17 protein-coding genes are annotated in these 21,350 nt (G+C 72.6%); 13 read left to right on the top strand and 4 right to left on the bottom strand.

Annotation, left to right across the window (positions count from 1 at the left end; translation table 11 throughout):
- Positions 1–80 precede the first annotated feature (80 nt).
- The 11 genes from ACPT94_RS12800 to ACPT94_RS12850 all read left to right on the top strand — a co-directional run bounded on the left by ACPT94_RS12800 (position 81) and on the right by ACPT94_RS12850 (position 15,176).
- A complete protein-coding gene (locus ACPT94_RS12800; protein ID WP_425245860.1) occupies positions 81–2,981 on the top strand; it encodes an FAD-binding and (Fe-S)-binding domain-containing protein in 2,901 nt (966 codons plus the stop codon).
- Positions 2,982–3,153: 172 nt separating this feature from the next.
- On the top strand, positions 3,154–4,104 hold the full coding sequence (locus ACPT94_RS12805; protein ID WP_360334342.1) for an EamA family transporter: 951 nt from the start codon (positions 3,154–3,156) through the stop codon (positions 4,102–4,104).
- Between the two features lie 302 nt (positions 4,105–4,406).
- Positions 4,407–5,261 (top strand): TIGR03084 family metal-binding protein, encoded by an 855-nt coding sequence (locus ACPT94_RS12810; protein WP_425245861.1) that lies wholly within the window; start codon positions 4,407–4,409, stop codon positions 5,259–5,261.
- Complete coding sequence (locus ACPT94_RS12815) at positions 5,258–6,934, top strand: acyclic terpene utilization AtuA family protein (RefSeq protein WP_425245862.1); 1,677 nt, start codon at positions 5,258–5,260, stop codon at positions 6,932–6,934. The genes ACPT94_RS12810 and ACPT94_RS12815 overlap by 4 nt, the downstream gene beginning before the upstream one ends.
- Positions 6,889–8,529, top strand: coding sequence for an acyl-CoA carboxylase subunit beta (locus tag ACPT94_RS12820; RefSeq protein WP_425245863.1), 1,641 nt, complete (start codon positions 6,889–6,891; stop codon positions 8,527–8,529). Before ACPT94_RS12815 ends, ACPT94_RS12820 begins: the two co-directional genes overlap by 46 nt.
- Before the next feature lie 11 nt (positions 8,530–8,540).
- Complete coding sequence (locus tag ACPT94_RS12825; protein WP_425245864.1) at positions 8,541–10,394, top strand: acetyl/propionyl/methylcrotonyl-CoA carboxylase subunit alpha; 1,854 nt, start codon at positions 8,541–8,543, stop codon at positions 10,392–10,394.
- An 80-nt stretch (positions 10,395–10,474) separates the two neighbouring features.
- Positions 10,475–11,602 (top strand): acyl-CoA dehydrogenase family protein, encoded by a 1,128-nt coding sequence (locus tag ACPT94_RS12830; RefSeq protein WP_425245865.1) that lies wholly within the window; start codon positions 10,475–10,477, stop codon positions 11,600–11,602.
- A gap of 37 nt (positions 11,603–11,639) precedes the next feature.
- Complete coding sequence (locus ACPT94_RS12835; RefSeq protein ID WP_360334358.1) at positions 11,640–13,211, top strand: 4-coumarate--CoA ligase family protein; 1,572 nt, start codon at positions 11,640–11,642, stop codon at positions 13,209–13,211.
- A complete protein-coding gene (locus ACPT94_RS12840; RefSeq protein WP_360334361.1) occupies positions 13,208–13,951 on the top strand; it encodes an enoyl-CoA hydratase family protein in 744 nt (247 codons plus the stop codon). Before ACPT94_RS12835 ends, ACPT94_RS12840 begins: the two co-directional genes overlap by 4 nt.
- On the top strand, positions 13,939–14,556 hold the full coding sequence (locus ACPT94_RS12845; RefSeq protein ID WP_360334364.1) for a TetR/AcrR family transcriptional regulator: 618 nt from the start codon (positions 13,939–13,941) through the stop codon (positions 14,554–14,556). Before ACPT94_RS12840 ends, ACPT94_RS12845 begins: the two co-directional genes overlap by 13 nt.
- Positions 14,557–14,612: 56 nt before the next feature.
- Complete coding sequence (locus tag ACPT94_RS12850) at positions 14,613–15,176, top strand: hypothetical protein (protein ID WP_425245866.1); 564 nt, start codon at positions 14,613–14,615, stop codon at positions 15,174–15,176.
- Between the two features lie 21 nt (positions 15,177–15,197).
- Here the strand turns inward: ACPT94_RS12850 and pdxH are convergent, their stop codons facing one another.
- Complete coding sequence (pdxH, locus tag ACPT94_RS12855; RefSeq protein WP_360334717.1) at positions 15,198–15,827, bottom strand: pyridoxamine 5'-phosphate oxidase; 630 nt, start codon at positions 15,825–15,827, stop codon at positions 15,198–15,200.
- A 267-nt stretch (positions 15,828–16,094) separates the two neighbouring features.
- Here pdxH and ACPT94_RS12860 point away from each other — a divergent pair, with 267 nt between their 5' ends.
- Complete coding sequence (locus tag ACPT94_RS12860) at positions 16,095–17,195, top strand: citrate synthase 2 (protein WP_360334370.1); 1,101 nt, start codon at positions 16,095–16,097, stop codon at positions 17,193–17,195.
- Between the two features lie 31 nt (positions 17,196–17,226).
- On the opposite strand, the gene ACPT94_RS12865 is transcribed toward ACPT94_RS12860, so the two are convergent.
- On the bottom strand, positions 17,227–18,255 hold the full coding sequence (locus ACPT94_RS12865) for an isopenicillin N synthase family dioxygenase (protein ID WP_425245867.1): 1,029 nt from the start codon (positions 18,253–18,255) through the stop codon (positions 17,227–17,229).
- Positions 18,256–18,905: 650 nt separating this feature from the next.
- On the opposite strand from ACPT94_RS12865, the gene ACPT94_RS12870 reads away from it, so the two are divergent.
- Complete coding sequence (locus tag ACPT94_RS12870) at positions 18,906–19,559, top strand: maleylpyruvate isomerase N-terminal domain-containing protein (protein WP_360334376.1); 654 nt, start codon at positions 18,906–18,908, stop codon at positions 19,557–19,559.
- 69 nt (positions 19,560–19,628) lie between these two features.
- On the opposite strand, the gene ACPT94_RS12875 is transcribed toward ACPT94_RS12870, so the two are convergent.
- Complete coding sequence (locus ACPT94_RS12875) at positions 19,629–20,156, bottom strand: hypothetical protein (protein WP_360334379.1); 528 nt, start codon at positions 20,154–20,156, stop codon at positions 19,629–19,631.
- 248 nt (positions 20,157–20,404) lie between these two features.
- Positions 20,405–21,313, bottom strand: coding sequence for a LysR family transcriptional regulator (locus tag ACPT94_RS12880; RefSeq protein WP_360334382.1), 909 nt, complete (start codon positions 21,311–21,313; stop codon positions 20,405–20,407).
- Between the last annotated feature and the right edge of the window lie 37 nt (positions 21,314–21,350).

Raw genomic sequence — 21,350 nt, forward strand, 5'->3', positions numbered from 1 at the left:
CGGACCTGTGGAGTTCTACGAGGTGACGGGTTTTCCACAGGGCTTTCGTGACTGTCAGTGACGAGGTGCATCCTGGACGCATGACAGATCTCGAGGGGGAGCTGCGCAGGGCCGTCCGGGGTGACGTGGGGTTCGACGTCACCTCCCGCGCGCTGACGACCATGGACGCGTCCAACTACCGACGGGTGCCGCTGGGCGTCGTCGCGCCGCGTGACGCGGACGACGTGGCGGCGGTGCTGGAGGTGTGCCGGACCCGCGGAGTGCCGGTCGTGGCGCGTGGCGGGGGCACATCGATCGCGGGGCAGGCGACGGGTGTGGGCGTCGTGCTGGACTTCACGCGGCACCTGAACCGGCTGGTCGCCCTGGATCCGGTCGAGCGGACGGCCGTCGTGCAGCCGGGGCTCGTACTCGACCGGCTCCAGGAGGCCGCCGCTCCGCACGGCCTGCGCTTCGGCCCCGACCCCGCCACGCACAGCCGCTGCACGCTCGGCGGGATGATCGGCAACAACTCCTGCGGCTCGCATTCGGTGGCCTGGGGGACGACCGCGGACCAGGTGCGGGAGCTCGACGTCGTCACCGCGCGCGGGCAGCGGCTCCGGCTCGGCCAGGGATGGGCCGGCACGCCGGACGGGCTGCGGTCCCTCGTCGAGGGCGAGCCGGCGCGGCTGCGCACCGGCTTCCCGGAGCTGCCCCGCCGTATCTCCGGGTACGCGCTGGACGCGCTGCTGCCCGAGAAGGGCGCCGACGTCGCCCGTTCCTTCTGCGGCTCGGAGGGCACGCTGGGCGTGCTGACGGAGGCCGTCGTCGACCTCGTCGAGGCGCCACGCGCGCGTGCGCTGGCCGTCCTCGGGTACGCCGACGAGGGCGCCGCCGCCGAGGCCGCGGCCGGACTGCTGCCGTTCGGGCCGCTGACGGTCGAGGGGATGGCCGCCGACCTGGTGCCGTCGGCCGCGGGGCTGCCGCGGGGCGGGGCCTGGCTGTTCGTGGAGACGGGCGGGGAGTCGGAGGGGGAGGCACGCGCGCGTGCGGAGACGATCGCGCGGGCGGCGGACGCCGTGGATTCCCTGGTGGTGACGGAGGACGCCGGGCAGCGCGCCCTGTGGCGCATCCGCGAGGACGCCAGCGGTACGGCGACCCGGATGCCCGACGGCTCCGAGGCCTGGCCCGGCTGGGAGGACTGCGCCGTCCCGCCGGCCCGACTCGGCGCCTACCTACGGGACTTCCGCGCCCTCCTCTCCGCCCACGGCCTGCGCGGCGCCCCGTACGGCCACTTCGGGGACGGCTGCATCCACGTCCGCATCGACTTCGACCTGCTCACGGAGGCCGGCATCGGCCGCTTCCGCCGCTTCTCGGAGGAACTGGCCGACCTGGTCGCGGCCCACGGCGGCTCCCTGTCGGGGGAGCACGGCGACGGACAGGCGCGGGCCGAACTGCTGCCGAAGATGTACGGGGAGGAACTGGTCGCGCTGTTCGAACGGGCGAAGGGCGTCTGGGACCCCGACGACCTCCTCAACCCGGGCATGCTGGTCCGCCCCGCCCCCCTCGACTCCGGCCTCCGCTTCTCCGTCCTCCCCCGCGAACCGGTCGACGTGGCCTTCGGCTACCCCGGCGACGGCGGCGACTTCTCCGCCGCGGTCCGCCGCTGCGTCGGCGTCGCCAAGTGCCGTACGACGACGGCGACCGGCCCGGCCGTGATGTGCCCCTCCTACCGGGCCACGGGCGAGGAGCAGCACTCCACACGCGGGCGCGCCCGCCTGCTGCACGAGATGCTCGCCGGCGAGCTCGTCACCGACGGCTGGCGGTCGCAGGAGGTGCGCGAGGCCCTGGACCTGTGCCTGTCCTGCAAGGGCTGCCGCTCCGACTGTCCCGTCGAGGTCGACATGGCCACCTACAAGGCGGAGTTCCTCCACCACCACTACGAGGGACGCCGCCGCCCGGCCGCCCACTACAGCATGGGCCGGCTGCCGGTATGGCTGCGCTGGGCGAGCCGCACCCGCACGGCGGCCCTGATCAACGCACTCACATCGGTGAAACCGCTGGCGACCGTCGCCAAGCGCCTGGCCGGGATCACCCCGCAACGGGACATCCCACGACTGGCACGGCGGACGTTCAGCGACTGGTGGCGGGGGAGAGGGCCCACGGAGGTCGGCGGAAGCCCTGCGTCCGGGCGCGACGGGCGCGATGTCGGCAAGGGGGACCTCGTCGTCCTGTGGCCCGACACCTTCACCGAGCACCTCTCGCCTTCCGTCGGCCGGGCCGCCGTACGGGTACTGGAAGCCGCGGGGCTGCGGGTGGTGCTCCCGCCGACGCTACGAATGCGGGGCCGGCCGGTCGGGGACGCCCGGTCCAGGTCCGCCCTCCGCTTGCTGACGGCCCGGCGTGGCCGCGTCTGCTGCGGGCTGACGTACGTCTCCACCGGGCAGCTCGATCACGCGCGTGTGGTGATGCGGCGCACCCTCGACCTGATGGAGCCGGTGCTGGAGACGGACGCACCGGTGGTCGTCCTGGAACCGAGCTGCGCGGCCGCCCTGCGCACCGACCTGCCCGAGCTGCTGCACGACGATCCGCGCGCGGCCCGCCTCGCCGCCCGCGTCCTCACCTTCGCGGAGGCCCTGGAGCGGCACGCCCCCGACTGGAGACCACCGCACCTCGACCGCCCGGCGGTCGGCCAGACCCACTGCCACCAGCACGCGGTGCTGGGCGACACGGCCGACCGCAGGCTGCGCGAGGCCGCCGGTCTCACCGGCGCCCTGATCGGCGGCTGCTGCGGCCTCGCAGGCAACTTCGGCTTCGAGAAAGGGCACTTCGAGGTGTCCAGGGCGTGCGCGGAGGAGCAGCTCCTGCCATCCGTACGGCAGGCGCCGACCGACGCGGCGGTCCTGGCGGACGGCTTCTCCTGCCGAACACAGGTGGAGCAGCTTGCCGGGGTACGGGCCAGGCACCTGGCGGAGGTGCTGGCCGAAGGGCTGCCGGACGACTGATGGGCGGATGGCTCGTCGCCGCAAGAGGCAGGCGCGTTCAGCGTCCCGGCATCCGAGACGGCGCCGGGACAGCGGCATAAGCGCTTCACACACCTGACGGAAGTCCACTACTCTGGACTTGGAAGTACATCGTGATGAACGCACCCTTGAATCCCGAGCCCCAGGACCGCCCGTGAGCACCCCCGACACCGCCGCGCCGACCTCGCCGTCCTCCTCGTCCACGGCGGCCGGGGCGCTTCCCGCCTCCGCCCGCGGGGGCTCCGTCGGCGCCCTCGGCCCCGTCGGCCTGGTGCTCGCCGGGGGCGTCTCGGTGCAGTTCGGCGGCGCGCTCGCGGTGACGTTGATGCCGAGGGCGGGCGCGCTGGGCGTCGTGGCCCTGCGGCTGCTGGTCGCGGCCGTCGTCCTCCTCCTGGTCTGCCGGCCCCGGCTGCGCGGGCACTCCCGGGCCGACTGGGGCACGGTCGTCGTCTTCGGCATCACGATGGCCGCGATGAACGGCCTCTTCTACCAGGCCGTCGCCCGCATCCCGCTGGGCCCGGCGGTCACCCTGGAGGTCCTCGGTCCCCTCGCCCTGTCCGTCCTGGCCTCACGCCGGGCGATCAACCTGCTCTGGGCCGGGCTCGCCCTCGCCGGCGTCTTCCTGCTCGGCGGCGGGGGTTTCGCGGACCTCGATCCGCTGGGGACCGCGTTCGCGCTGGGGGCCGGCGCGATGTGGGCGGCGTACATCGTCTTCAGCGCCCGTACGGGCCGCCGCTTCCCGCAGGCCGACGGACTCGCGCTCGCGATGGCGGTGGGCGCGCTGCTCTTTCTGCCCCTGGGCATCGCCGAGTCGGGCGCGAAACTGGCCGACCCGGTGACCGTGGGCCTGGGCGCGGCGGTGGCAATGCTGTCCTCCGTCCTCCCCTACACCCTCGAACTCCTCGCCCTGCGCCGCCTGCCCGCCTCCACCTTCGCCATCCTGATGAGCCTCGAACCGGCCGTTGCCGCCACGGCCGGCTTCCTCGTCCTCGACCAGGTCCTGTCGGCCACGGAGGCAGCGGCGACAGCGCTGGTCGTCGCGGCGAGCATGGGGGCGGTGCGGACGCAGGTGGGGCGGGCGAAGGCGGCGGTACCGGAGGCGTGAGGCGGCCTGCCGGCATGCCGGGGGAGGCTTGACAGGCGCCCGGCGTGTACCCGGAGCACCTCGTCGGCTTCCTGACGGAACTGGCGGCACTGGCCGTCCCGGCCCTGGCCGAGGGCCACCACCTGTACTGCTTCATCGTCGTGTGACGCTTCCCGCGCGCACCGGCCCCGCACGCGGAACGCGCCCCCCCGACACGAACGGCTGGACGCGTCCACCCCTGAAGAACTGACGAGCGCAGCCACCCGACACGAATAATGCAAGCACGCTTGCTTGTTTCTGGCCCCGCTGCCATGCTCCTCCCCATGGCCGACCCGACTCCCGTGCTCGACGACCTGCGTGCCGAAAGTGACGAACTCGACGGTCTCGTCGCCGAGTTGACCGCGGATCAGTGGTCGCTCCCGACCCCCGCCCCCGGCTGGACGATCGCCCACCAGATCGCCCACCTCGCCTGGACCGACCGTTCCTCCCTGCTGGCCGTGACCGATCAGGACGCCTTCGCCCGTGCGGTCGAGAAGGCGCTGGCGGAGCTCGGGGACTTCGTGGACAACGGCGCTGAAGAAGGGGCCCGGAAGCCGCCCGCGCGGTTGCTCGCGGACTGGCGGGCCGGGCGCGAGGCCCTGGAGGACGCCCTTCGGGCCGCACCCGCGGGGGCGCGTTTCCCCTGGTACGGCCCGCCCATGTCCGCCGCCTCCATGGCCACCGCCCGTCTCATGGAGACGTGGGCCCACGGCTTGGACGTGGCGGACGCCCTCGGCGTCACCCGCGCTCCCACCGACCGGCTCCGGCACATCGTCCGCCTCGGCGTCCGCACCCGCGACTTCGCCTTCGGCGTGCACGGACAGCCCGCGCCGTTCGAGGAGTTCCGGGTGGAACTCCGCGGCCCCTCCGGCGCGTTGTGGACGTACGGTCCCGAGGACGCCACGGACCGCGTCACCGGGCCCGCCCTCGACTTCTGCCTCCTGGTCACTCAACGCGCGAACCGCGCCGATCTCTCCCTGCGTGCCGAGGGCGCCGACGCCGACCGCTGGCTGGACCTCGCCCAGGCCTTCGCGGGCCCGCCCGGAGCCGGCCGCCCACCGAAGGCGGAGCCGGACACCAGCGAGGCAGAGCCGGACACCACCGAGGAGGACACCACCGGGGAGGGGCCCGCCCGGTGACCGTCCTGCGCATCGGCAACGCCTCCGGCTTCTACGGCGACCGTTTCGACGCGATGCGCGAGATGCTCACCGGCGGCGAACTCGACGTCCTCACCGGCGACTACCTCGCCGAACTGACCATGCTGATCCTCGGCCGGGACCGGCTCAAGGACCCCTCCGCCGGTTACGCCCGCACCTTCCTGCGCCAGCTCGAGGAGTCCCTCGGCCTCGCCCACGACCGCCGCGTCCGCATCGTCACCAACGCAGGCGGCCTCAACCCGGCCGGACTCGCCGACGCCGTACGGAAACTGGCGGAACGACTCGGCATCCCCGTACGCGTCGCGCACGTCGAGGGCGACGACCTCGGCCCCCGGTACCCCGGCAGCCTCACCGCCCACGCCTACCTCGGCGGCTTCGGCGTCGCCGCCTGCCTGAGGGAGGGCGCCGACGTCGTCGTCACCGGGCGGGTGACCGACGCGGCGCTGGTCACAGGGCCCGCCGCCGCCCACTTCGGCTGGGGTCCCGCGGAGTACGACCGGCTCGCGGGTGCCGTCGTCGCCGGGCACGTCCTGGAGTGCGGGACGCAGGCCACCGGCGGCAACTACGCCTTCTTCCGGGACGGGAGCCGGGACGTCCGCCGCCCCGGCTTCCCGCTCGCCGAACTCCACGCCGACGGCACCAGCGTGATCACCAAGCACCCGGGCACGGGCGGCTTCGTCGACGTCGGCACGGTGACCGCCCAGCTGCTCTACGAGACGGACGGGGCCCGGTACGCGGGCCCTGATGTCACCACCCGCCTGGACACCGTACGGCTCACCCAGGACGGGCCCGACCGGGTGCGGGTCGAAGGGGTGCGGGGGGAGGCTCCGCCGCCCACCCTCAAGGTCGGGCGCAGCCGGCTCGGCGGGTTCCGCAACGAGGTCGTCTTCGTCCTGACCGGCCTCGACATCGAGGCCAAGGCCGCGCTCGTACGGGCACAGATGGAGCCCGCGCTCGCCGAAGTCGCCGACGTCCGCTGGGAGCTGGCCCGCACGGACCGGGCCGACGCCGACACCGAGGAGACCGCGAGCGCGCTGCTGCGGCTCGTCGTACGGGATCCGGAGCAGGAGGCGGTGGGGCGGGCGCTGAGCGGGGCCGCCGTCGAGCTGGCGCTCGCGAGCTACCCGGGTTTCCACGTGCTCGCGCCACCCGAGAAGGGCTCGCCCTACGGGGTGTTCGAGGCGGACCGGGTTCCCCGGGGCGAGGTGCAGCAGGTGGCTGTCCTCCCTGACGGGCGCCGGGTCGCCGTGCCGCCGGCCGCCGACACGCTCGTACTCGACGACGTACCGGAGCCACCCCTTCCGGAGCCGTTGCCGCCCGGTCCCGGCCGGCACGCTCCCCTCGGGCTCGTGGCCGGTGCCCGCAGCGGCGACAAGGGCGGGAACGCCAACGTCGGGGTGTGGGCGCGGTCGGACCAGGCATGGCGGTGGCTCGTGCACACGCTGACCGTCGAGCGGTTCCGGGAGCTGATCCCGGAGAGCCGGGAGCTGCCGGTCACCCGGCACGTCCTGCCCCGCCTGCGCGCCCTGAACTTCGTCGTCGAGGGCATCCTCGGCGCCGGTGTCGCCTCCCGGCACCGCTTCGACCCGCAGGCCAAGGCCCTCGGCGAATGGCTGCGCTCCCGCCACCTGGACATCCCGGAGGTCCTCCTGTGACGGTCATCGACTCCACCCTGGACACCCGGGGCCCCGACCACCTAGCGAACCGCGAGGCGATGCTCGCCAAGCTGGCCGGCCTGGCCGCCGAGCACGCGAAGGCGCTGGCGGGCGGCGGCGAGAAGTACGTCGCCCGGCACCGCGCGCGCGGCAAACTCCTCGCCCGCGAGCGCATCGAGCTGCTCCTCGACCCCGACACGCCCTTCCTGGAACTGTCGCCGCTGGCCGCCTGGGGCAGCGAGTACACCGTCGGCGCCTCGCTCGTCACCGGGATCGGCGTCGTCGAGGGCGTGGAGTGCCTGATCACCGCCAACGACCCGACCGTACGCGGGGGCGCCAGCAACCCGTGGTCGCTGAAGAAGGCGCTGCGGGCGAACGACATCGCCCTCGCCAACCGGCTGCCCTGCATCAGCCTGGTGGAGTCGGGCGGGGCGGATCTGCCCTCGCAGAAGGAGATCTTCATCCCCGGGGGCGCCATCTTCCGGGACCTGACGCGGCTGTCCGCCGCCGGCATCCCGACCGTCGCCGTCGTCTTCGGGAACTCCACCGCCGGGGGCGCGTACATCCCCGGCATGTCCGACCACGTGATCATGGTCAAGGAGCGGGCGAAGGTGTTCCTCGGCGGCCCGCCGCTGGTGAAGATGGCCACCGGCGAGGAGAGCGACGACGAGTCGCTCGGCGGCGCGGAGATGCACGCGCGCGTGTCGGGCCTCGCCGACTACTTCGCCGTCGACGAACGGGACGCCCTGCGGCAGGCGCGGCGCGTGGTCGCCCGCCTCAACCACCGCAAGGCGTACGAGGACCCGGGGCCCGCCGCGCCCCCCGAGTACGATCCGGAGGAACTGCTGGGGATCGTCCCCGGTGATCTGAAGGTCCCCTTCGACCCGCGCGAGGTGATCGCCCGGATCGTCGACGCCTCCGACTTCGACGAGTTCAAGCCCCTGTACGGGACGAGCCTCGCCACCGGCTGGGCGACCCTGCACGGCTACCCGGTCGGCATCCTGGCGAACGCCCAGGGCGTGCTCTTCAGCGAGGAGTCCCAGAAGGCAGCCCAGTTCATCCAGCTCGCCAACCAGCGCGACATCCCGCTGCTCTTCCTGCACAACACCACCGGCTACATGGTCGGCAAGGAGTACGAGCAGGGCGGCATCGTCAAGCACGGCGCGATGATGATCAACGCGGTCTCCAACTCGCGCGTCCCCCACCTGTCCGTCCTCATGGGCGCCTCGTACGGCGCCGGTCACTACGGCATGTGCGGCCGCGCCTACGACCCCCGCTTCCTCTTCGCCTGGCCCAGCGCCAAGTCGGCCGTCATGGGCCCGCAGCAGCTCGCGGGCGTCCTCTCGATCGTCGCCCGCCAGTCGGCGGTCGCCAAGGGGCAGCCTTACGACGAGGACGCCGACGCCGCCCTGCGCGCGATGGTCGAGCAGCAGATCGAGTCCGAGTCGCTGCCGATGTTCCTGTCCGGGCGGCTGTACGACGACGGCGTCATCGACCCGCGCGACACCCGCACCGTCCTCGGCCTGTGCCTGTCGGCCGTCCACACCGCCCCCTACGAGGGCGCGCGGGGCGGCTTCGGCGTCTTCCGGATGTGAGGAACCCTCCAGTGATCACTTCTGTCCTCGTCGCCAACCGCGGCGAGATCGCCTGCCGCGTCTTCCGCACCTGCCGTGAGTGGGGAATCCGAACGGTCGCCGTGCACTCGGACGCCGACGAGAACGCCCTCCACGCGCGCGTGGCCGACACGGCGGTACGGCTGCCGGGCGCGACGCCCGCAGACACGTACCTGCGCGCCGACCTGATCGTGAAGGCGGCCGTGGCGGCGGGCGCGGACGCCGTGCACCCCGGATACGGCTTCCTCTCCGAGAACGCCGACTTCGCGCGCGCGGTCCTGGACGCCGGCCTGGTGTGGATCGGGCCGTCGCCCGAGGCGATCGAGGCGATGGCGTCCAAGACGCGCGCGAAGGCGCTCATGGGGCTCGCGCCCCTGCGTGAGGACGAGGTGACGGAGGCCGGCCTGCCGGTGTTGGTGAAGGCGGCCGCGGGCGGCGGGGGGCGCGGGATGCGCGTCGTGCGCCGCCTGGAGGAGCTGAGCGCCGCGCTGGACGGGGCGCGCGCCGAGGCCGCGAGCGCCTTCGGCGACGGCGAGGTCTTCGTCGAGCCCTACGTCGAGCACGGGCGCCATGTGGAGGTGCAGGTGCTCGCCGACGCGCACGGCACGGTGTGGGCGCTCGGCACACGCGACTGCTCCCTTCAGCGCCGCCACCAGAAGGTGATCGAGGAGGCGCCGGCGCCCGGCCTCTCCGAAGGGCTCGCAGAGGAGTTGCGCACGCTGGCCGTGCGCGCCGCGCGCGCCGTCGCCTACGTCGGTGCGGGCACCGTCGAGTTCCTCGTCGCCGACGACCGCGCGCACTTCCTGGAGATGAACACCCGCCTCCAGGTCGAACACCCCGTCACGGAGGAGATCTTCGGCCTCGACCTGGTGGCCGAGCAGATCCGCATCGCCGAAGGCCACGCCCTGGCCCCCGAGCCCCCACGCGCGCGTGGCCACGCCGTCGAGGCCCGCCTCTACGCCGAGGACCCCGCCGACGACTGGACCCCCCAGACCGGCACCCTGCACCGCCTCACCGCCCCGGAAGGCATCCGCCTGGACACCGGCTACGGCGACGGCGACGAGATCGGCGTCCACTACGACCCCATGCTCGCCAAGCTCGTCGCCCACGCCCCCACGCGCGCGCAGGCCCTCCGCAAACTCGCCGGCGCCCTGGAGAGGACGACGATCCACGGCCCGACGACCAACCGCGACCTGCTGATCCGCTCCCTGCGCCACGACGAGTTCACCTCGGCCCGCATGGACACGGGCTTCTACGACCGCCACCTCACGCAGCTCACCGAGCCGGCCCCCGACCCGTACGCCCCCCTCGCGGCAGCCCTCGCGGACGCGCACGGCCGCTCCCGCTTCGGCGGCTGGCGCAACCTGCCGTCGCAACCGCAGACCAAGCGGTACGCCGTGGGCGGCGAGGAACACGAGGTCCACTACCGGCACACGCGGACCGGGCCGACGGCGGAGGGCGTGCGGGTCGTCCACGCCGACGCGAGCCTCGTGATCCTGGAGGCGGACGGCGTCCGGCGCAGGTTCGAGGTGGCGCGGTACGGCGACCAGGTTCACGTGAACACCACCACCCTCACCGCCCTGCCCCGCTTCCCCGCCCCGGCCACCGAACGCGCCCCGGGCTCCCTGCTGGCCCCGATGCCGGGAACGGTCGTCAAGATCGCGGACGGTCTCATCACCGGATCGAGTGTCCAGGCGGGCGAACCGATCGTGTGGCTCGAAGCGATGAAGATGCAACACGTCATCTCGGCACCGGCGACGGGGACGGTGACGGCGCTGCCGGTGAGTCCAGGACAACAAGTGGAGATGGGGACGCTCCTGGCGGTGGTGGAGAGCAGCCGGCCCTAGGGACACGGGGCTGTATCCATATGCGGCTCCGCCGCGTGAGCGCGACCAGCCACAACGAACCCGCACCCGAAGGAGCCACATTGACCACCCTCATCGAGTCCGACGAGCACAAGGCCCTTCGCGAAGCGGTCTCCTCCTTCGCGAAGAACCACGACCACGACACCCAAAGCCTCTGGAAAGCCGCAGCCGAGCTCGGCTACATCGGCGTCAACCTGCCGGAGGAGTACGGCGGCGGAGGCGGCGGCATCACCGAACTCTCCCTGGTCCTGGAGGAGCTCGGCACCGCAGGCAACCCCCTCCTCATGATGATCGTCTCCCCGGCGATCTGCGGCACGGTGATCGCCCGCTTCGGCACGCGGGCCCAGAAGCAGGAGTGGCTTCCGGCGCTGGCGGACGGCACCCGCCTCATGGCCTTCGGCATCACCGAGCCCGACGCCGGCTCCAACAGCCACCGCATCACCACCACCGCCCGCCGCGACGGCGCCGACTGGCTCCTCACCGGCCGCAAGGTCTTCGTCTCCGGCGTCGACATCGCCGACGCGACCCTCATCGTGGGCCGCACCGAAGACGCCCGCACCGGCCGTCTCAAGCCCTGCCTGTTCATCGTCCCGCGCGACGCGCAGGGCTTCACCCGACGCCCCATCGACATGGAACTGCACGGCACGGAGAAGCAGTTCGAGCTGGCCCTGGACGACGTGCGACTGCCCGCCGACGCGCTCGTCGGCGACGAGGACGCGGGCCTGCTCCAACTCTTCGCCGGCCTCAACCCCGAGCGCATCATGACGGCCGCCTTCGCGATCGGCATGGGCCGCCACGCCCTCGCGAAAGCCGTCGAGTACGCGCGCGACCGCACCGTCTGGAACACCCCCATCGGCGCCCACCAGGCCATCGCCCACCCCCTCGCACAGGCCCACATCGAACTCGAACTGGCCCGCCTGATGATGCAGAAGGCGGCCCACCTGTACGACGCGGGCGACGACACCGGCGCGGGCGAGGCCGCCAACATGGCGAAGTACGCGGCCGGGGAGGCCTGCGTGAAGGCCGTCGACCAGGCCGTGCACACCCTCGGCGGCAACGGCCTCACCCGCGAGTTCGGCCTCGCCAGGTTGATAACGGCGGCGCGCGTGGCTCGTATTGCTCCGGTGAGCCGGGAGATGATTCTCAACTACGTCTCCCACCAGACCCTGGGCCTGCCCAAGTCGTACTGAGAAGCACCGTGTTGTGCCGGTCGCGCGAGGAGGAACCATGTTCCGCAGCGAGTACGCAGACGTCCCGCCCGTAGAACTCCCCATCCACGACGCCGTGCTGGGCCACGCCGCCGGGTTCGGCGACCAGCCGGCCCTCGTCGACGGCACCGACGGCACCACCCTCACCTACGAACAGGTGGACCGCTTCCACCGGCGGATCGCCGCCGCCCTCGCCGAGGCCGGCGTCCGCAAGGGCGACGTACTCGCCCTGCACAGCCCCAACACCATCGCCTTCCCGACCGCCTTCTACGCCGCCACGCGCGCGGGGGCCACCGTCACCACCGTGCACCCGCTCGCCACGGCCGAGGAGTTCGCCAAACAGCTCGGCGACTGCGCCGCCCGCTGGATCGTCACCGTCTCACCGCTGCTGCAGACGGCCCGCAGGGCCGCCGAGATCGCGGGCGGAGTCGAGGAGATCTTCGTCTGCGACAGCGCCCCCGGCCACCGCTCCCTGATCGACATGCTCGCCTCGGCGGCCCCCGAGCCACAGGTCGACATCGACCCGACGGCGGACGTCGCCGCCCTGCCGTACTCCTCCGGCACCACCGGCGTCCCCAAGGGCGTGATGCTCACCCACCGGCAGACAGCCACCAACCTCGCCCAGCTCGAACCGGCGATCTCCGCGGGCCCCGGCGACCGCATCCTCGCCGTCCTGCCCTTCTTCCACATCTACGGCCTGACCGCCCTGATGAACGCCCCCCTGCGCAGGGGCGCCACCGTCGTCGTCCTGCCCCGCTTCGACCTGGAGACCTTCCTCGCGGCCATCCAGCACCACCGCATCACCGGCCTGTACGTGGCCCCGCCGATCGTCCTCGCCCTCGCCAAGCACCCGGCGGTCGCCCAGTACGACCTGTCGTCCCTGAAGTACGTCATCAGCGCGGCCGCCCCCCTGGACGCCGACCTCGCCGCCGCCTGCTCCCAGCGCCTGAACCTGCCGCCCGTCGGCCAGGCCTACGGCATGACGGAACTGTCGCCGGGCACCCACGTCGTCCCCCTGGACGCCATGCACGACGCCCCCGCCGGCACCGTCGGCAAGCTCATCGCGGGCACCGAGATGCGCATCGTCTCCCTCGACGACCCCGACAAGGACCTCGGCGCCGGCGAGACGGGCGAGATCCTCATCCGGGGCCCCCAGGTCATGAAGGGCTACCTGGGCCGCCCCGACGCCACCGCCGCCATGATCGACACCGACGGCTGGCTGCACACCGGCGACATCGGCCGCGTCGACGAGAACGGCTGGCTGTTCGTCGTCGACCGCGTCAAGGAACTCATCAAGTACAAGGGCTTCCAGGTGGCCCCCGCCGAACTCGAAGCCCTGCTCCTCACCCACCCCGGCATCGCCGACGCCGCCGTCGTCGGCGAGTACGACGACGACGGCAACGAAGTGCCGCACGCGTACGTGGTCCGCCAGCCCACGGCCCCCGGCCTCGCCGAAGGAGAGGTCGCCATGTACGTCGCCGAACGGGTCGCCCCCTACAAGCGCGTCCGCCACGTCACCTTCATCGACGCCGTACCCCGCGCCGCCTCCGGGAAGATCCTGCGCCGACAGCTCAGGGAGGAACGCCCATGACGGAACTGATCGGCCGCACACGCGCGCGGGGCGTCGAGACCCTCAGCCTCGACGCGACCGGCACCCGCAACGCCCTGTCGCGCGCGCTCGTCACCGACCTCACCGACGCGCTCAAGGACTGCGGCAGGGACCCCGGCGTACGCGCGATCGTCCTCACCCACACCGGGAACACCTTCTGCGCGGGCGCCGACCTGCGCGACCCCCCGCCCGCCAAGGCCCTCACCGGCCTCCTGGAGCACATCGTCAAACTGCGCAAACCCGTCGTGGCCCGCGTCGCCGGCCACGTACGGGCAGGCGGCCTGGGCCTGCTCGGGGCCTGCGACATCGCGGTCGCCTCCGACGCGGCGACCTTCGCGTTCACGGAGGTCCGCATAGGCGTCGCGCCCGCCGTCATCTCGCTGCCGCTGCTGCCCCGCGTCGACCCGCGCGCCCTCGCCCGCTACTGCCTCACCGGCGAGACCTTCGGCGCGGCCGAGGCGGCCCGCATCGGCCTGATCACCCAGGCCGCCGGCGACCTCGACCTGGACGAGGCCCTCGCCCCCGTCCTCGACGGCCTGCGCAGAGCCGCACCCGCGGCCCTGGCCCGGACCAAGGAACTGCTCACGGCTACAGTGCTGGAGGCCTTCGTCGAGGACGCGGGCGAGATGAACAGGCTCTCCGCCTCGTTGTTCGCCCAGCCCGACGCCCGCGAGGGAATGACGGCCTTCCTCGAACGACGGGATCCCTCATGGGTGCTGTGACCACGGTCGACCGTGTCCCGGGCGACCGCTCTCCCAAGCAGGACCGCAGCCGGGCCACCCGGCAGCGGCTCCTGGAAGCCGCCGTGGCCTGCCTCGCCGAACACGGCTGGGCGGGCTCCACGGTCTCCGTCGTCGCCGAACGCGCCGGCGTCTCCCGCGGCGCAGCCCAGCACCACTTCCCCACCCGCGAGGACCTGTTCACCGCCGCCGTCGAATACGTCGCCGAGGAACGCTCCTGCGCCCTGCGCGCCCTGTTCCCCCAGGGCGCCACCGGCGACCGGCGCGCCGTCGTGGCCGCCCTCGTCGACCTCTACACCGGCCCCCTCTTCCGCGCCGCCCTGCACCTCTGGGTCGCCGCCTCCAACGAGGAGCCACTGCGTCCGCGCGTGACCGAACTCGAGGCCCGCGTCGGCCGCGAGACCCACCGCATAGCCGTCGACCTCCTCGGCGCCGACGAGATGCGGCCCGGCGCCCGCGAAACCGTGCAGGGCCTGCTCGACATGGCCCGCGGCCTCGGCCTCGCCAACCTCCTCACCGACGACGCGGGGCGCCGGGAACGGGTGGTGGCGCAGTGGGCCCGGCTGCTGGACGAGGCGCTGGGCTGAGGGCGTCGCCCGACGCGGCGGCCGGCGTTGTCAGTGCCGGTACCTACGCTTCCGGCATGGGAGACACATTCCAGGCGATCGCCGACCGTGACGCGACGCCGCAGGAGGCGCCGCGCCTCGCGCGGGCCGTGGTGGACTGGCTCGTCGCCGAAGGCATCGTGCTCGCCGAGGCGGAACCGGGCTGGGGGCTCGGGGAACACCCGGCCCATCCGCCCGGCCCGAACTGGCACAAGGCGGTCGACAACGCCCGCTGGGGCGCGCCGGAGGGCGTCGCCGTCCACACCGAGCGGCACGTCTTCTGGAGCAACTACAACAGCGCGGGGCCGGTCCCGGTCAGCTGCCCGTACTGCGGGACAGGCGTCCCCGACCGGTCCTCCGCGTCGTCGCTGCTGTCCGCCGCGATGGACGAGTGGTACAAGACCGGCACCGCCGACGTCGAGTGCCCCGCATGCGCCCGGACCGTCCCCCTGCCCGCCTGGAACTGGACCAACGACCACCTGGCCTTCGTCCACCTCGGCTTCACCTTCTGGAACTGGCCCTGGCTCAGCGAGGAGTTCCGCGCCCGGGTGGCGGAGTTCCTGCCGGGACACCGCACGGCGTTCCTCCCCGGCAAGGTGTGAGAGGCCCCGGCGACGGGCCCCTCACGGACTGAGCCGCTCCACCCGCCAGCTCCCGTCCGCCTCCGCCACGTACCGCAACCGGTCGTGCAACCGGTTCTCCCGCCCCTGCCAGAACTCCACCGACTGCGGCGCCACCCGGAAACCACCCCAGTGCGGCGGCACCGGCACCTGCTCACCCTCCGGATAGCGGGCCGCCAGCTCCGCGTAGGAAGCCTCGAGGTCGGCACGGGTCGCGATCACCGACGACTGTGCGCTCGCCCAGGCACCGAGCTGCGAGCCGTGCGGCCGGGTCCGGAAGTACGCCGCCGTCTCGTCCCGCCCGGTCCGCCGGGCCACGCCCTGCACCACGACCTGCCGAGCCATCGGATGCCACGGGAACAGCAGCGACACGTACGGATTCTCCGCGAGGTCACGAGCCTTGCGGGAGTCGTAGTTGGTGTAGAAGACGAAGCCCTGCTCGTCGAAGTGCTTCAACAGCACCGTACGGGAGCTGGGCCGCCCCTCGGCGTCCGCCGTGCACACGACCATGGCGTTCGGCTCGAACAGGTGAGCCTCCGCCGCGGCCTGCTTGAACCAGCGCGCGAACTGCTCCACCGGCGTCGCGGCCAGGTCGGACTCGGCGAGACCCTCGGCCCGGTACTGCTTGCGCATCGAGGCGGGATCGGGGAAGACGGCGTTCACGCGGTCATCTTGCCGTATCGAACGCCACCCCACAGAGGGTGGCACTCAGTGCCGCAAGGGCTCCCCAAACGTGGCACTCGGGGATTATGGTGCTGATGCCATCCCGTTGGGGTGACCCCTCACCGCACGGGGCATCACTGGGATGACCGCCAGGACCGCGAGTCCCCGCACACCCATGTGCACAGGACAGTGGATCCACCGGCGCCATCTGTCGCACACATCACGAGGAGCCGCCTGATGTCCGACTTCGTACCCGGACTCGAAGGAGTCGTCGCGTTCGAGACGGAGATCGCCGAACCGGACAAGGAGGGCGGCGCACTCCGGTACCGGGGCGTCGACATCGAGGACCTGGTCGGCCACGTCTCCTTCGGCAACGTCTGGGGTCTGCTCGTCGACGGCGCCTTCAACCCCGGCCTGCCGCCCGCCGAGCCGTTCCCCATCCCCGTCCACTCCGGCGACATCCGCGTCGACGTCCAGTCCGCCCTCGCCATGCTCGCCCCCGTCTGGGGCCTCAAACCCCTCCTCGACATCGACGCCGAACAGGCCCGCGAGGACCTCGCCCGCGCCGCCGTCATGGCCCTCTCCTACGTCGCCCAGTCCGCCCGCGGCCAGGGCCGCCCCATGGTCCCCCAGCGCGAGATCGACAAGGCCCAGTCCGTCGTCGAACGCTTCATGATCCGCTGGCGCGGCGAACCCGACCCCAAGCACGTGGCGGCGGTGGACGCCTACTGGACGTCGGCGGCCGAACACGGCATGAACGCCTCCACCTTCACCGCGCGTGTGATCGCCTCCACCGGCGCGGACGTCGCCGCCGCCCTCTCCGGCGCCGTGGGAGCCATGTCCGGCCCCCTGCACGGCGGCGCCCCCTCCCGCGTCCTCGGCATGATCGAGGAGATCGAACGCACCGGGGACGCCGAGGCCTACGTCAAGCGCGCCCTCGACAAGGGCGAACGCCTCATGGGCTTCGGCCATCGCGTCTACCGCGCCGAAGACCCCCGCGCCCGCGTCCTGCGCCGCACCGCCCGCGAACTGGGCGCCCCCCGCTTCGAGGTCGCCGAGGCCCTGGAGAAGGCCGCCCTGGAGGAACTGCACGCCCGCCGCCCGGACCGCGTCCTCGCCACGAACGTCGAGTTCTGGGCGGCCATCATCCTCGACTTCGCCGAAGTCCCGGCGCACATGTTCACCTCCATGTTCACCTGCGCCCGCACGGCCGGCTGGTCGGCGCACATCCTGGAACAGAAGCGCACCGGCCGCCTCGTGCGCCCCTCCGCCCGCTACGTCGGCCCGGGCTCCCGCAGCCCCCGCGCGATCGAGGGCTACGAGGACATCGCACACTGAGCCGACCCGGGGGCGGTCCCCACGGGGACGATCACGCGGGGCTGAGCAGCTCCGCGTGATGCCGCTCCGCCACCAGCGGATGCGCCCGCAGCTTCCCCTTCAGCTCGTTGAAGCCGTACTCGGCGAACAGCGGATTCGCCGGATCGTCGGTCACGCCGGGCGCGGCGGAGGCGTGCGGGAACGGCAGCGGTTCCACGCGCGCGTCCAGCCGCGGGTTGTAGAAGAACGGCACGGAGAACCGCTCGACGGCGCTGGGCGGAGACACGACACGATGATTGGTGGCGACCAGGTAGCCGTTGGTGGCCACCTCCAGCAGCTCCCCGAGATTGACGACGAAGGCGCCCGGCAGCGGCGGCACATCATGGAACAGCCCGTCCTCCCGCTGCACCTGAAGGCCACCCACCTGGTCCTGCAGAAGCAGGGTCAGGAACCCGTAGTCCTTGTGGGCCCCCACGCCCTGACCGGTCCCGTCCCCCGCACTCCCCGGATACCGGACCAGCTTCAGATGCGGATGCGCCCGCTCCCCGAAGATCGGGGCGTAGAAGTCGGCGGGCGCCCCGATCGACGCCAGCAACTCGTGCAACAGCCTCTCGGCGACAGCACTCAGCCGCTCGATCCACGCCAGCGCGGCCACCCGCAGCTCAGGCAGCCGGGCCGGCCACTGATTGGGTCCCTGCAACCACCAGTAGGCCGGCTCACCCGGCCCCGGCGCCCGCGCCGCCCGCTCGGCCCCGATGTCGAGCTGGTCCCGCCAGTCCTGCCGCCCACCCGTCCGCTCGTCACCGGTGCGGGTGTACCCCCGGAAGTGCGGCGAGCGCACATTGTCGATCGCGAGCCGCTCGGCCTCGGGCAGGGCGAAGAACCGCCGCATGGCGGACACCAGCCGCGCGGTCTCCCGCTCGGTGACCCCATGCCCCACGAGCTGGAAGAACCCCACGTCATGTGCGGCACTGTGCAACTGGTCGTGCAACAGTGCCCGGGCCCTCGGTCCACGGTCGGCGGCGGAGAGATCGATGATCGGCAGTTGCTGGTACGACGGCTTCGCAGACGTCGGGGTCACGTTCGTCATGGTGCATCCGCAGGGTGTACGGGTCCCACACGACCGCCATGGGTGAGGCGGGCGCACGGGTGCCAGGTGGGCAGAGGAAGGGAAACGCGGGCGGCCTGGTCGAGGACCGCGAGGGAACGCGAGGGGAGTAAGGCCGGACGGCTCAGACGGAGCGTCGACAGCCCATGCTCGTGACGCGGACGTAGTCCACGTGGCGGCGCCGAACGAGCGAAAGCATGCCCTCAGCGTACTGCCTGACGAAAGATCCGTACGTGGCGCGCATCACGTACCGAAGAATCTCCGGATCGCGGAAAAGCCCCTGGAACGCAGACGACCCGCGAGTCTGGTCCTCCAGAGGAGGGGCCGGCCGGACGTACCGGCGACTCGCGGGTCGGGTGACTGCGTTGGATTGGCCGGCTGCGTGCGTCTCACACACGCTGGTCCGGCGCCGAACCGAGTTTGACGACGGGCTGCTAGCCCGCAGTCACCTCTTCCGTCCGGTATTCATACATCTGCCGAACCACCTCCCTTCCGAAGTACCAGCCACCTTAAGAAGTGGTTCTCCGCGGCTCAACTGTTTTTCCGAGATGTTGACCGCGACGACTCCGGCCGGACGCGGCGGCCGCTTGTCCGCCTTTCCGGTACGGCACTACCGTGCCGAAGTGGATCTCTTCTCACGCTCTTGGACGGCGTTGCGCACGGCGGTCGACGAACTCTCCGAGGACGACTGGGAACGACCGTCCGGCTGTGCCGGATGGCTTGTGCGGGACCTGGTGTGCCATCTGGTCATCGACGCCCAGGACGTCCTCATCACGCTGGTCACGCCTGCCGCGACCGAACCGACCGTGGACTCGGTCACCTACTGGAACCTTGTCGAACCCCCGACCGGCGAGGACCCGCTCGACGCGCTGATCCCCCGGCTGGCCGCCGCGTACGGCGAGCCGAGGTGGCTCAAGTTCCACTTCGACGACGTCGGCTCCGCCGCCGGGCGCGCCGCCGAACTCGCCGACCCGGGCGTCCGTGTCGGCACCCGCGGCGAGGTGCTGACGGTCGGCGACTACCTGTCCGCGTATGTCATGGAATGGACGCTTCATCACCTCGACCTGATCGCGCACCTGCCCTCGGCCGCCGAACCGCCCGCCGAGACCCTTTCGGCTGCCCGCGCGTCGCTGGAGAAGATCGCGGGGGCGCGGATTCCGGCGTCGTTCTCCGACAGGGACGCGCTGCTGGTCGGGACCGGACGCCGCCTTCCGACGGACGCCGAGAAAGCCGCGCTGGGGGAGCTCGCGGCGAGGATCCCGCTCGTGCTCGGCTGAACGAGCCACGGCCGTGATCCTCCGGCTCCGGCGATGTGCTGGACGCGGGGCGTGGCGCGAGGCGCCGCATCAACCGTTCGCGCAGGCCCTGGCTTCGAACTCCGCCACGGGGACGGTGCTTGCGGACTCGTCGTCGTCCGACAGGTCGTCGTAGCGCACCATTCCCGGGGTGAGCCGGTCCCGGTCGGTCAGGGTGAAGGAGACGCTGCTCGAGGACCAGGAGTTGTCCTCGGTCCAGCCGTAGAGGACATAGGTGGTTCCGGCGGTGAGCGGAGTGGGCGATTCGGTCGGGGCCCAGCCCGCGGAAGGAGCGTCGAGGGTCCAGGTGGCGAGACCGGCGGTGAGGGGACGGTCGGCGGTCCATGAGCCGACCGTCACCGTACGGTCGACGTCGGTGCTGTCCACGTAGAGGGTCGCGCCGTCGATCTGGTGCCCGCAGACCATCATGACGCCGAGCAGATGGCCGTCGCCGGTCACGGAGATGCCGGCGACGGCGTCGACGGGCACCGTGCACCCCGAGGTCGCGGACAGGACCACGCCGACCGCGACGGCGCCGACGAAGCGCCGGAACGCCGGCCATGAAACGGTGGACTGCACAGCCTCGCCCCCTTTGCCCAGGGGGCGCGCTTGGTGCCCCCCGTACGCCGGATGGTAGGGACGACCCACGGCGAGCCGCAGGGCCGCCGTCCACTCGTTGCGCCCCCGTTGTGACCTCCTAGCCGCCCCGAGGCGTCGCACCCCGCCCCGTCGGAGAGTGCCTTGTGGCCCCTGGGTCCATGCCATCGCCGCCGCCATGGATGTGAGTGACGTGCCGCACTCGCCCGTGTCCAGGGGTGGGGGCTGTGTCAGGAGGGTCCGACGACGTGCTCCGTGGCCGTCGCCAGCAGGTGTTCCACCAGTGGGTTCCGGTCCTCCGTCCGCCGGGCCGCCGCCACCGTCGTACGGGCCGTCGGCGGGTCCACGGGGCGGAAGGCGACGCCCTCCAGGCGGAGGCGGCGGATGCCTGCCGGGGCGAGGGAGACGCCCAGGCCCGCCTCGACCAGGGCGCAGACCGTCGTCCACTCGACGGCTTCCTGGGTGACGTGCGGGGTGAAGCCGGCGGTGGCGCACAGGGTGGTGATGCGGTCGTGGAGGCCGGGGCCGGCTTCGTGGGGGAGGAGGACGAAGGGGGTGCTCGCGAGGTCGGCCAGGCGGACCGTGGTGTTCTCGGCCAGGGGGTGGGTGGCCGGGAGGACCACGACGAAGGGTTCCGTCAGGATCGGGGTGAAGGTGAGGTCGGGGTCCTCCGGCGGCGGCTCCCGCAGGAGGCCCACGTCGATGGCGCCCTCACGCAGCGCGGTCAGCTGGGGAGCGGTCGTCATCTCCCGGAGGTCCAGGTGGACGCCGGGGAAGCGGTCGCGGTGGGTGCGCAGGAGGTTCGGCAGCACGGTCAGGGCGAGGGAGGCGGCGAAGCCGACGCGCAGTCGGCCGGTGCGGCCGTCGCCGGCGGCACGGGCCGCGGCGAGGCCGTCGGCGAGGCCGGTGAGGGCGCGCCGCGCGGCGGGCAGGAGCGCGCGTCCGGCGGGGGTGAGGGCGACCCGGCCCGGAGCTCGGGTGAACAGGGCGTGGCCGACCTTGTCCTCCAGGCGGCGGATCTGCTGGCTCAGGGGCGGCTGGGCGATGCCGAGGCGATCGGCGGCGCGGCCGAAGTGGAGTTCGTCGGCGAGGACGACGAACGCGTGCAGTTGGGGGAGGGGGAGTTCCGGGCGGCTCATATCCCCAGGGATATCAGAGGGCCTCTCATCACGTATT

It is taken from the genome of Streptomyces aurantiaciflavus (assembly GCF_049808595.1).
In the GTDB taxonomy this organism is placed as follows: Bacteria; Actinomycetota; Actinomycetes; order Streptomycetales; family Streptomycetaceae; genus Streptomyces.